This is a genomic window from Candidatus Abyssobacteria bacterium SURF_5, from assembly GCA_003598085.1.
Classification (GTDB): domain Bacteria; phylum Abyssobacteria; class SURF-5; order SURF-5; family SURF-5; genus SURF-5.
This window is the reverse complement of record QZKU01000128.1, coordinates 196,730-208,377: the sequence shown is the minus strand read 5'-3', so window position 1 is coordinate 208,377 and position 11,648 is coordinate 196,730. Positions and strand designations below refer to the sequence as shown.

Sequence of the window (11,648 nt, the reverse complement as noted above, 5' to 3'; positions counted from 1 at the left end):
AAACACCAAAGCTATCACTCAGAAGAAAAAGAACAAAAGCCGCCCTCGATCAAACTTTCCTACAGAAATTACTCGGAATTTAGATGCGTAAGCCCTGCCTTGTCAACGACGCCAAGAAGCTGATAGCCGTGGTCGTTTCCCGGTTCGAGTATGGAAAGAGCTACCCGCGGATTATGAGAAATGTTTTCCAGCGTCTGATAGCAGAACCAGTCTTCGAATGCGACCCGTTCCTCGTTCACCACGCGCAGCCCGCGAGCAGCGGCGATATGGGGCCGCCCATCAACGCCGGAAGTGGCAATCTGTACAATCTGGTTCTCAACGGCCATCTTTCTCACGAGCGGAGGAATTCTCATACGCAACCACTTCTGCCGCAGCCAGGGACAGGCAGAGAAAGTATGACGGTATGCTTCGCAAATCCGAGTGCTTTTTGAGCAAGAGGCCAGGAGAAGCCGTGACTGGAATTATCTCATGCCGCCTGTACATGCCGGATATACCGTTCACCGGACTTCTCAACTGCCTCTTTCGCCCCTTTCGGGATCATCTTTCCCCACCACGCGCTGTAGATTCGATCAAATTCATACGGTCTAAGTGCTTCCATGATCCCGCGAATAGCAGGGGGCGGCAATGGTATCAGATTCGGATAGCTGTACATGAAACTGACATAGCGGGCATCCTTTGCCACGCCCATCGTGTCGCCCACTAGCAAAACCCCTTTTCCGGCGGCCCCATGCCGCCAATGCAGGACCGAACTCCCATCAAAATGCCCCCCGCATTGGATGATCGTTACCCCCGGCAGTATCTCCTTTGCGTCATCCCAATATTGAATGACCGGGTCCGGCCGGACGACCCATTTCTTATCGGCAAGGGGGATGTAGACCGGCGGGCGACCAAGACCATGGCTCCATTCAACAATCGAAGAATAAAAATGAGGATGTGACACCGCGATGCCTTTCACTCCGCCCATCTTTTCGATTCTCTCAACTGTCTCCTCATCTATATAGCTGATGCAGTCCCACAGAACATTGCCCGCTTCCGTTCGAACCAGATAAGCGACCTGCCCGATCGCAAAATCGGGTTGCGTATGAATACCAACCAAACCCGGCTCGAGTTCCCGAAACTCGTTTCGGTATCCTTGCGTTTTCATCTCCGAAAGCGTCGTCCACTGCTGCCCCTCCGCATTCAAATATTGGCGTTCATCTTCGCAGATGATGCAATTTTCCGGAGGCCGTTTGCTCTCTTTGTACTGCGCGCCACATGTCACACAGATGTAATTTTCCATTGACTCTGCCTCCTTTCGTCCATGTGTATCCTATTCAACTATGTTTTTATCCGGACCGAAAGGAAACTTCACGCCGGTTCACCTACATGAATAAAAGTAAAATAGAAAGGCCGCGAAGGGTATATCCCCTCCGCGGCCAACGAGGAACCAGATAGTGTCAGCGGCAGATTATCCGTTCACCAATATCATATTGAGCTGAACCGCTTGGCGGGTGAAAACTAATGAGTTACGCGCGCGCCGTCCGGTCCGTGTATGACCTTCACTCTCTCACCGGAGACGAAGGTCTCATCTGCCGCCTGCACAATCGCAAGCGTCTCACCGGAATCCATATCAATGGTTATTTCCAATCCGTTCTGGCGCGTGACCCCTTCTTCGACGGCTGATCCCGCAAGGGCGCCGCCCACGCCTCCCGCCGCTATTCCGATTATCTGACCCGAGCCGTCGCCGATCGCGCTGCCGAGTGCACCGCCGAGAACTCCGCCCGCTATTGTCCCGAGGCCCGATTTTGTTCCCTCAATCTGCACCGGCCTCACACTGACCACTGTGCCCTCGCGCACCGTCTGCACCTGGCGCGCTTGATCGCGAGAATAGGCGCTGCCGGACATGCTCGAGGCGCAACTCGTAAGCGTAACGGCCATCAAAGCGGCAACTACCATAGCTTTCATTTCACACCCCTTTGAATAACTGAATCAATCCGGCCTATCATTTTACTTTACCGCGTTTTCTCGCGAAAATCAAACCAATCGGGCGCAAACCGTTGCTCAACATGCAATCACAGGCGTATGCGCGACCTTCGATAAGTTCGGGGAAGCTCTCACGCATCTCACTGCGCCAGCGCGACGTCCATTTCCTTCGCGATACTGACCGCCTCCCGTATCATCTGGTTGCTGAAGCCCCATTCGTTATCGTACCAACTCATTACCTTAATCAGATTCCCGTCGACCACCTGCGTCATCGCCAGATCAACGACCGATGCGCGGGGGTCTTTGATGATGTCGGCCGACACGATTGGGTCCTCGGAAACACCCAGAATCCCTCGGTATCTCTCGGACTGCGACTCTTCCCTGAAAATTGAATTGATTTCCTCAACTGAAGTCAAGCGTTCCGTCAGAAAAATAATGTCGGCAATCGATCCGACAGCCACAGGCGCGCGGACCGCCACCCCATCGAATTTTCCCTTGTATTGAGGCAGAGCCTTGGTGGTCGCGATGGCGGCGCCGGTGGAAGTCGGCACAAAATTCGCCGCCCCCGCCCGGCCCCGTCGCCACTTCTTGCTTGGACCGTCTACGATTTTCTGAGATGAAGTATACGCATGCAGGGTAGTCATAATGGCTTTTTGGAAACCGATTCTGCGTCCGATGATCTCGACTACGGGGGCAATGCAGTTCGTCGTACAACTCGCGCACGAGATCATCTCGAGCGAACCGTCTGCATGATTCACCCCATGAACAACGGTGGCGACATCCTCGCTCTTTGACGGAGCCGACAGGATCACGTGTTTTGCACCTGCCTCGATGTGTTTTTGCATGTCACCTTTTGCGGTGAACATCCCGGTACATTCAAATACGATATCGACCCCCTTTTCTTTCCATGGAAGTTGGGCGGGGTCTTTGACGTTCAAAACCTCATATTCTCTGCCTTCGATCACCAACTTGTTATCGCGGGCCTCAACGCTCTTTTCATATCTGCCGTAGACCGAATCATACTTCAGCAGATACGCAAGGTTGTCGGCCGGCACGATGTCGTTTACCGCCACCAGTTCGAGTTCCGGCGTTTCCAACACGAGCTTGAAGGCGGCGCGACCAATGCGCCCCATTCCGTTAATTGCGACTTTCGCCATTGAATTTCCCTCCTTACAACAAGCGCGCCATGGAGTCGCAGGCGCCGAAAATCTGTTTCAATCAAAGATGATAAGCGGCTTTATGATGTTATCGCCTTTCGTTTCCATCAAGTGGAACGCCTTCTCGATCTCGTCAAAACCGAACGTGTGCGAAGTCAAAGGCGTCGGGTCGATTCGCCCGTTCTCGATCATCCTCAACAGCCGCTTCATCCGCTCCTTGCCGCCCGGGCACAGGCCGGTCCGGATGGTTTTATCACCCATCCCAACCCCCCATTCGACGCGCGGAATCTTGACGTAGTCTCCTTTGCCGTAGTACCCGATCGAGGAAATGGTGCCGCCCGGGCGGGTCACTTTTATGCAGGCCTCAAACGTCGCTTGCGATCCTAGCGATTCGATGCTCGAATCCACTCCGCTGCCATCGGTAAGATCAAGTATCGCCTTGACGGGATCACGATCCTTGAAGTCGATCACCAAATCGGCTCCGTATCGTTTGGAAAGCTCTTTGCGCCGGGGGATCGATTCTACAGTGATGATCAGTCCCGCTCCCAAAAGCTTTGCACCCGCGGTCGCCATCAGCCCCACCGGACCTTGCGCGAATACCGCCACAATGCCCCCGACAGGGATATTCGCGTTCTCGGCGCCCATGAAGCCTGTCGACATCATGTCGCACGTGTAAACGGCCGCCTCGTCGGGAACGGAATCGGGAATAGGCGCAAGGTTGGCTTCGGCGTCATTCACATGAAAGAAGTCGGAAAACACGCCGTCTTTCGTGTTTGCGAACTTCCAACCGCCGAGCATCGTGGTGCACTGTGAAGTGTAGCCGCGAAGACAGTTTTCACAGTGATAACACGGCGTAATCGCATTGACGGCGACGCGGTCGCCTTCTTTGACGTGCCTGACCTCGCTGCCGAGCCGATGCACTATGCCAACGGCCTCATGGCCGAGGGTGAGATCCCTGCGCTCGGCGATACCGCCCAACACCGTGTGCGCATCCGACGTGCAAATAAGCGCCCTGGTCGTTCTTATGATCGCCCCATTCGGGCCGGGATCCTCGGGAATCGGCTTTTCAACAATGCCCACCTCCCCGATCCCTTTCATCACAAAGGCTCTCATCGTTCTCCTCTCCGTGAGAACGCCGCCCTGTCTATGCTCAGCCATATGGCAAAACCTTCCTTTCGTTTATTTTTTCGTTCACCTGTATTTGCTGTAATATCAATCTAGTAGAGGATAAGTATAGGACAACCCTTCCTCTTTTTAGATTAACAATATGCGGGCGCGCGTGCTAATGTTCGCGATTGTCAAGGGCTCCACTCGCCCTGACACATCCGCCTTGTTGCGTTCCAACTGGGGTGAGCCCTGAGGCAATACTACTTTTTGAATTGGTGTTCGGGACAGAAATAAGCAGTTCTTCCCAATATTTTTGCGCGCGAAAGCTTTTTACCGTCCTTCGGACATCGACCGTCCCTGCTCCGATGTGACAGCAGAAAAGACTCCGGTATTTTCCGGGAGTCAGCCTGACACTCGATTACCTCCTCGAGCACCTGCTTCATGGAGCGAAACAGATGCTTAAGGGCCGCTTCGTCCAAATCGCGAGCACGCGTTTCGGGATGGACTCCCGCCTGAAAAAGGATCTCGTCCGAATAGATATTCCCGATGCCGGCGATGAGCTTCTGATTCATTAGTATCGCTTTTATCTTGCCGATTCGCCCCGCGACTATTTTTCGAAATGCGTCGAGATCAAGATTCGAGGCAAGAGCATCCGGCCCAAGGGACTTCAGTTCGCGCAATCGATCGGCATCCTCTACCAGCCCGACCCTTCCAAAGATGCGCTGGTTCACAAACGCCAACCTGTCGCCATTGGTGAACTGGATCAAGACGCGCGTGTGTCGCGGCGGCTCCTGACCGTCCGTGAGATAGGCGAGATAGCCGGTCATGCCGAAATGCAGCGTTAACGAGCCGTCATTGCTTACATTTGCGAGAAGATATTTGCCGCAGCGCACGGAGTCCGTAAACTTCTTTTTTGCTAATGCGAGTTGCAGTTTTCGCGGCGAAATGTCGTCGAGCATGCGGCGATCAAGCACATCCACCCTTTCGATTGTCCGGCCGAGCGAGGTCGACTCAAAATACCGCCGGAACGTTTCAACATCCGGAAGCTCGGGCATGAAGATTTTCCCTCTTTGCAGTGGCGCGGCCGCTCATCGAGCAAGATCGAAATGGGGACGGAAGGAGCTGAAAAGGTCCAGGTACTGCTCCAGGTATCGCGTCAGCAGGAAATTTCGCTTCACGGTTTCTCGCGCCTTCTCCCCCATTTCCATCCGCAAGTCCTTGTTCCTCAGCAGGCGCACGATTCGATCGGCGGCCTCTTCATTTGAGGATACCAGATAGCCGTTCACGCCGTCTTCAATTTGAAGTCGAATTCCGCCGACGTCGCCCCCGATAACGGGCGTCCCCTTCCACATCGCTTCGGCAACCGTGAGGCCGAATCCCTCCCGCAGCGACTTCTGCAGGACCACGTCGGCCTTCCGTTGGAGAGCATTCACCAGAGCAGTGTCTTGATGGCTCATGATAATTATTCGCTCTTCGCGCGAGTCCATCAGCGACTGGTATACCTCCGCGCCCTCCGGGTCGTCGGTTGCCACGTTCCCGAGCAAAACCAGCGTGGCATCCACCTGCTTGCGCGCAATTTTGAATGACTCGATAACACCGACAGGGTCCTTCCACCGGTCGAAACGCGATATCTGAACGACGAGCGGCAGGTCCGTGGGAATGTGATAATGCGCCAAACGCTCTTCGATCTCGTCCACCCGCATCTCCCGATTCAAAATCGAGAAGGGATTAATGGCCGGAACGAAGACAACCTGGGGCGCCTTCAAATCTTCCCGTTCATACATCCTCGAACTGAGGATGACCGCGTCGTACCTCTCGATGAACTGCTTGAGGTAATCCCATGCCTGCCGATTCGGAGACGTCAGGTCCACGTGACAACGCCAAATCCAAGGCCCGCGCCGCCGGTAATGGTTGATCATCGGGAGCGGCTGAGGATCATGGATGATCACCATGTCGTGCGTCAGATGATTCCGCAGAGAGTTTTCATGTATCACTTCTTCGTAAATCTCCTTTTTCCGCCGTGAAAGGTTTATCTCACCCCCTTGCAGCGCATTATGGAATTTCTTTGTAATTGAAAAAAAATCGGGCGATCCCTGAATGATGCGCCAGCCTGTCTTGATTCCCACGCTGTTCATGAGGAGCGTCAGCGACGAAAGCATCTCTGCGACCCCGCCGCCGTAATATGTCGAGTTGATGTTCGCTACGTGCAAATCATGCAGCGGTTTGGCCTTCTTCATGATCCGCTCAACAGCCTTGCCACCGATCAACGGTTCATAATCCTGAATGCTGGACATATTGCTGGTCGTGTCCACGCGTCACCCCCTCGAGTTGTCATGAGCGCTTATATTCCCACACCAATGCGTTTTTCCCACTTTGCCATGAATCCGGCAAAAGGTAAAGGTAATGCACGCAAAATTTAACGAATGCGCGCATCCAAAAACAACTATGAATCATTTTGCCGCCCGCTTGATCTCCACCCGGCTCTTGCGTGCGACAAATCAGGGGTAGTTCGTACAAGGCTTCTTTTATTCCCTTGCGCTCGACACCCAGTACGAGAATGAGTTTTACGGCGGGCTCTCAGTTAGCTTCTTCTTCTGGGATTAGTGGAAAAAAACCTCACCCCCCTTGCGGAAAAGAGGACCTGTTGGCATTATTCTAGTAATGGTTATTACTCTCAAACGGGATGCGGCCCCTGCATGAGCTCTTCGCGACAGTTGAGGATGACGCGCCAGCGGCAGACTATCCTGGAAGAACTGCGTTCCGCCGGCTCACATCCATCGGCCGACGAGGTTTATGCGCGCGTGCGCAAACGCCTGCCGCACATCAGTCTCGGGACGATCTATCGCAATCTGGAAATCCTGTGCGAGCATGGGCTTGCTAAAAAATTGGAATACGGGCAAAGACGCTACGACGGCCGCCTGGAGAACCATTATCATGTGCGCTGTCTCCGTTGCGGGAATATACAGGATGTACAGGCCGGTCGACTGAGTGAACTCGAACAAAACATCGGCAGAGAGACCGACTTTATAATTGTCGGACATCGTTTGGAGTTTATCGGGATCTGTCCGGACTGCCACCGGAAGGAGCCGGACGCGGGTATTCTATCGTGAGAAGGAGAGAAAGCATGAGATTGGGTGGAACGAAAACAGAACGAAACATCCTGACCGCATTCGCCGGTGAATCACAGGCGCGCAACCGGTACACGTACTTTGCGAGCCAGGCGAAAAAGGAAGGACTCGAGCAGGTGGCCTTCATCTTTGAGGAGACGGCAAACCAGGAAAAAGAGCATGCGAAACGCCTCTTTAAGCTGCTCGAAGGCAGCGACGTTGAGATCCAGGCATCTTTTCCTGCAGGAGTCATTCGAAAGACGGCGAGCAACTTGAAAGCGTCCGCCGCCGGCGAAAACCACGAGTGGACGGACATGTATCCTTCGTTCGCCGACGTGGCACAGCAAGAAGGATTTTCCGATATTGCCGCGATGTTTCGCGCGATCGCCGTTGCAGAGAAGCAACATGAGAAGCGGTATCTCGCGCTGTTGAAAAATCTTGAAACGGGAACAGTCTTCAAGAAAGACGGACCTGTCGTGTGGCGCTGCCGCAACTGCGGCTATCTCCATCAGGGAACCGAAGCCCCCGATACCTGCCCTGCATGTGAACATGAACGCGCCTATTTCGAGTTGCTCGGAGAAAACTACTGATACGCGCCACAAAAACAAGAAAGGGACACCCTATGCCGGAGAGACCAGGCCTCGTCACCATCAATGGGAATCCGCTGACACTCGTCGGACAAGAAGTGAAAGTGGGCTCGCCCGCTCCTGATTTCGTCGCGCTGGATACCGACCTCCAGCCCGTCCGGTTTTCTTCGTACCGCGGCAAAAAATGCATTATCTCTTCTGTGCCCTCTCTCGATACGCCCGTCTGCGATACAGAGACGCGCAGGTTTAATGAAGAGGCCGCAAAACTGGGCTCCGATGCGGCTCTGCTCACCATAAGCATGGACTTGCCGTTCGCCCAGAAGCGATGGTGCGCCGCCGCCGGAATCGATAAAGTTGAGACGCTTTCCGACCACCGTGAAGCCGCCTTTGGCAACGCCTACGGTGTCTTGATAAAGGAACTTCGCCTGCTCGCGCGTGCGATCTTCCTGGTCGATTCGGGAGGCGTCGTCAGATATACCCAACTGGTGAAGGAGGTAACCAGCGAGCCGGATTACTCCGCCGTTCTGAACGCGTTTAGAGAATTATGATCTAAAGCCTTGATATTCGGCAAACAAAATAGTGCAGAAATTGGGCCTGATCGGCGACTTCGCCAGCGCCCTGTTCATGCTTGACCAGGAACTCGGCCGCCGTTTGTCGCCCGGGAGTCCCCCCGCAGGGATAGGAGGCTGAAGAGGAAGGCAATGCAACAGAAGCAAGATCCGCCGGATAAGCAGCCGCATTGGAAATGCGCCAGGTGTGGATATATGCTGCAGGCCGCAGCCCCGCCTGCGCAATGTCCATCGTGCCGCGAACATTGCGAGTTTTCCGATGTTTCATGCTATACGCCCGAATGCGGATTTCAAGGAATGGATCCTCGCGTCGCCTGAATAGTTTCGATTGCGAGATCCGGTACCGGCATCGACGTGGGCGGAAGTTGATTCTCTACCGAACGCGATGCTATAGTGGCGTGCCCGGTTATTATGGGTAATGTTCTGCATCCTTGCCTTATCAATAAAGCAACGGAGGAGGCGGCATGAAAAGAGTTGTGGCGCATACGCGCGAACTTGAGTGGGTTGATGGGCCGTACCCGGGGGTTAAAATGAAGGTCTTCCCTTCGGACATCGAAAGCGGCACCTACACGATTTTGCTTGATGTTCCGCCGGGAGCGCGACTGGAGCAACATGACGAGCCTCTGAACGAGGTTTTCTATATTCTCAGCGGGACTGTCACGATCGAGGGAAAAGCATGCACGGAAGGAACATATTATTTCACGCCCGCCGGAATGTCGCATGGACCCTTTGAAACCCAGGAAGGCTGCCTCATCCTGGTGACAAAATTTTCCCGATGATGCGCGGAAGCGGCTACGGCACAATCGACAATTCCACAACCTCGGGCGCAAGGGCATCGGCGCCCACCACTATCGGCCACTCATTTCTCTCCCCAAGGTCGGCTTCAACAACAGGAAGCACTTCATCCGTAAGCAGGATGCAAACGCGCCTGTTCTTCTGCCTGCCTGCCTCGGAATCATTGGTCGCTTCCGGCGCCGCTTCGCCATAAGGCCGTATCTCAAACATGCCGGGGTCGAGACCGCGCTTGTTTGCCAGATAATCGGCAACCGCCTGCGCCCGTCTTTTCGAAAGTCCGACATTATACTCGTCGGTTCCCATGGCGTCGGCGTGCCCGTCTATGTAAATGGTTGCCGGTCGCCGACCGGAAACGAAAACGGCCAACTGATCCAGGCGCTCGTAGTAATCGGGCATGATCTCGGCCGAATCGAATTTGAACAATACCTTCGACGGAATGAGGTGCCGTAATCCAATCGACCTCTCGTCCCCGACCGGCGCGGAGACATCCGCTTTCCGAGGCTCAACGGGAAGTTCAGGCGCTTTTACGGGCTCAGGAGGAGATGCCGGAATCGGAGCCTCTCGCACCGCACAATCGCCAACCATCACCGTCTCGTAGCGCACGTGCGGATGCTCTCCACTCTTCGCAATCTCGATCATCCGCCCGATCCAGATGTCGCCCTGCACCGAAAGAATAGCTACACGCCCGACATAAAGCTGAACCGCGGCTTCTCCTGCGGGAGGCACCAGCTTGCGCCGAAAAATCTTGAACGTATCCCCCGCCGCGACTGCCAACGATTTATCCGCGGCCGCGACGTATATATCGGGCGGAGAAACATTTTTGTCGGCAATCTCTGCCGTCGCGACGTCAACGACGAATCCGTCACAGCGGATGAGTTCAGCTGCATCCGGGGGGGCCGCCGCCATCAAAATGGCGCCGGCCAAAATCGCCGCCACACAAATACGCTTCATAATTTCGCTATCCGGCGGTTTTTGGCCACCGCGTACATCCCCGCAAGAATCAGAACCATTCCGACCCGGGATGCGCAGCCCAGAAAATAGATCAGGCTGGCGCTTTCCAAAACGCCCACTTTCGCGAAGTCTCTGAAAAAGCTGCCCGTGAAGCCGGGCCCGCTGATCGCAAGCAGACCATATACCGAATAGAGAAGGAATCCGAGCATCATGAGAGAAGCGCCCGGCACGTCTTTGGCTCGTTTGTTACACGCATATGCCGCGGCTATCGAAATGAGAAAAATCGCCAGGAACGAGCCATTCTCGATGATAAGCGACGCGTAAAAGTTCATTTTATGCCATCCCCTCCCGTTTCGCCGCCCGCGCGCAAAAGCGTTCTGCCGACGGATGCAAGCAGAGCTACCGCCACAAGCTCGGCGATGTTCCCTGCCAACGCAACATCCTTGAACCGGTATATGAATTCAAACGTGCCCTGTTCAAGCACCTTGAAGGCCTGGCCCGTATAGGCGATCTCGGCCAGCTTGAAAAAGCGCAACGACACGGCAAAGATACCGCCCGATAAAAGCAGCAGCGCCAGCGCAATCACCAGGAGCTTCCGCGCAGTTCCGGCGGGAATCTGCCTCGGGACAAGGAAAATGGCCGCGAGAGCGGCGACGGCAACCAGAACGTTTACCGCAACATAAAACGCAGTTCCTGAAATCATCCGGCCTCCTTTCGATCACCCGATACCTTCTCTTGAATGGATCGACGCATCATCCGAAAAATACTCGGATGATAACGGTCCTCAGCATCTGAACGAAAATAAAGGCAATTATCGGAGAGATATCTATTACGCCCCCGAGCGGGGGGATAACATTCTGGATGGGAGTGAGAATGGGATCAGTCGCAGCCTGGAGGAACCGCACCACAGGATTGGCGGGGCTGAGGCCGACCCAGGATATGATTACCCTCGCAATAATCAACCACGAATAAATGTCCAGCAGTCCCACCAATAAGCCGCCGATGGAAAGCTGTGCTCGAACAATATCCGGCACCGGCCAAACCAGGACGCTGCCCGCGCCGGATCTTCCCCACAGGCCGATTATCACTCGTGGATACTCGACTTTCTGCCGAACAAAATACTCGTATCGGGATCAGGCTACTTGCCTGCTTTTCCCGCTTTGATGCAACTGGTGCACACGCGCATCGTCTGCATTGCGCCGTTGCGCATCACGCGCGTCCGCTGCAAATTCGGCTTCCAATTCCGCTTAGTCTTGTTGTGGGCGTGGCTTACGTTACATCCGACGATAGGCTTTTTTCCACATATATCGCAAACCCTGGACACGGGTCACCTCCATACATTCTTTACTTTCCCTGAGCGTTATGGTATACTCCACACAGAACACAGACTAATACAATAGCATATTTTCAGTC

At 54.5% G+C, this 11,648-nt stretch carries 17 protein-coding genes; 5 read left to right on the top strand and 12 right to left on the bottom strand.

Annotation, left to right across the window (positions count from 1 at the left end; all coding sequences use genetic code 11):
- Positions 1-68: 68 nt before the first annotated feature.
- The 7 genes from C4520_19550 to C4520_19520 form a co-directional block, all read right to left on the bottom strand.
- On the bottom strand, positions 69-353 hold the full coding sequence (locus C4520_19550) for a pyridoxamine 5'-phosphate oxidase family protein (GenBank protein ID RJP16202.1): 285 nt from the start codon (positions 351-353) through the stop codon (positions 69-71).
- A gap of 113 nt (positions 354-466) precedes the next feature.
- Complete coding sequence (locus C4520_19545) at positions 467-1,279, bottom strand: MBL fold metallo-hydrolase (protein RJP16201.1); 813 nt, start codon at positions 1,277-1,279, stop codon at positions 467-469.
- A 218-nt stretch (positions 1,280-1,497) separates the two neighbouring features.
- Positions 1,498-1,944, bottom strand: a complete 447-nt coding sequence (locus C4520_19540) for a glycine zipper 2TM domain-containing protein (GenBank protein ID RJP16200.1) — start codon at positions 1,942-1,944, stop codon at positions 1,498-1,500.
- 158 nt (positions 1,945-2,102) lie between these two features.
- A complete protein-coding gene (gap, locus tag C4520_19535) occupies positions 2,103-3,119 on the bottom strand; it encodes a type I glyceraldehyde-3-phosphate dehydrogenase (protein RJP16199.1) in 1,017 nt (338 codons plus the stop codon).
- Between the two features lie 57 nt (positions 3,120-3,176).
- A complete protein-coding gene (locus C4520_19530) occupies positions 3,177-4,232 on the bottom strand; it encodes an NAD(P)-dependent alcohol dehydrogenase (GenBank protein RJP16218.1) in 1,056 nt (351 codons plus the stop codon).
- Positions 4,233-4,486: 254 nt separating this feature from the next.
- Positions 4,487-5,281, bottom strand: a complete 795-nt coding sequence (locus C4520_19525; GenBank protein RJP16198.1) for an Fpg/Nei family DNA glycosylase — start codon at positions 5,279-5,281, stop codon at positions 4,487-4,489.
- A 33-nt stretch (positions 5,282-5,314) separates the two neighbouring features.
- Complete coding sequence (locus C4520_19520; protein RJP16217.1) at positions 5,315-6,520, bottom strand: glycosyltransferase; 1,206 nt, start codon at positions 6,518-6,520, stop codon at positions 5,315-5,317.
- A 402-nt stretch (positions 6,521-6,922) separates the two neighbouring features.
- Here C4520_19520 and C4520_19515 point away from each other — a divergent pair, with 402 nt between their 5' ends.
- The 5 genes from C4520_19515 to C4520_19495 all read left to right on the top strand — a co-directional run bounded on the left by C4520_19515 (position 6,923) and on the right by C4520_19495 (position 9,268).
- Complete coding sequence (locus C4520_19515) at positions 6,923-7,336, top strand: transcriptional repressor (GenBank protein RJP16197.1); 414 nt, start codon at positions 6,923-6,925, stop codon at positions 7,334-7,336.
- A gap of 14 nt (positions 7,337-7,350) precedes the next feature.
- The gene (locus C4520_19510) at positions 7,351-7,923 is read left to right on the top strand and encodes a rubrerythrin family protein (protein ID RJP16196.1); all 573 of its coding nucleotides are present in this window, start codon (positions 7,351-7,353) and stop codon (positions 7,921-7,923) included.
- 32 nt (positions 7,924-7,955) lie between these two features.
- Entirely contained in the window at positions 7,956-8,468 is a 513-nt protein-coding gene (locus tag C4520_19505) for a thiol peroxidase (GenBank protein RJP16195.1), read from the top strand.
- A 153-nt stretch (positions 8,469-8,621) separates the two neighbouring features.
- Positions 8,622-8,807 (top strand): hypothetical protein, encoded by a 186-nt coding sequence (locus C4520_19500; protein RJP16194.1) that lies wholly within the window; start codon positions 8,622-8,624, stop codon positions 8,805-8,807.
- A gap of 146 nt (positions 8,808-8,953) precedes the next feature.
- Positions 8,954-9,268 (top strand): DUF4437 domain-containing protein, encoded by a 315-nt coding sequence (locus tag C4520_19495; protein RJP16193.1) that lies wholly within the window; start codon positions 8,954-8,956, stop codon positions 9,266-9,268.
- A 13-nt stretch (positions 9,269-9,281) separates the two neighbouring features.
- Here C4520_19495 and C4520_19490 read toward each other — a convergent pair whose 3' ends face one another.
- From C4520_19490 to rpmB, 5 genes are read right to left on the bottom strand one after another with little or no spacing between them, the layout of a single operon-like run.
- A complete protein-coding gene (locus tag C4520_19490; protein RJP16192.1) occupies positions 9,282-10,235 on the bottom strand; it encodes an OmpA family protein in 954 nt (317 codons plus the stop codon).
- The gene (locus tag C4520_19485; GenBank protein RJP16191.1) at positions 10,232-10,567 is read right to left on the bottom strand and encodes a hypothetical protein; all 336 of its coding nucleotides are present in this window, start codon (positions 10,565-10,567) and stop codon (positions 10,232-10,234) included. Before C4520_19485 ends, C4520_19490 begins: the two co-directional genes overlap by 4 nt.
- A complete protein-coding gene (locus C4520_19480) occupies positions 10,564-10,938 on the bottom strand; it encodes a hypothetical protein (protein ID RJP16190.1) in 375 nt (124 codons plus the stop codon). Before C4520_19480 ends, C4520_19485 begins: the two co-directional genes overlap by 4 nt.
- 49 nt (positions 10,939-10,987) lie before the next feature.
- Positions 10,988-11,323, bottom strand: a complete 336-nt coding sequence (locus C4520_19475) for a YggT family protein (protein ID RJP16189.1) — start codon at positions 11,321-11,323, stop codon at positions 10,988-10,990.
- 50 nt (positions 11,324-11,373) lie between these two features.
- Positions 11,374-11,559: a 50S ribosomal protein L28 gene (gene rpmB / locus C4520_19470; GenBank protein ID RJP16188.1), complete on the bottom strand. Its 186-nt coding sequence runs from the start codon at positions 11,557-11,559 to the stop codon at positions 11,374-11,376.
- Positions 11,560-11,648 lie beyond the last annotated feature (89 nt).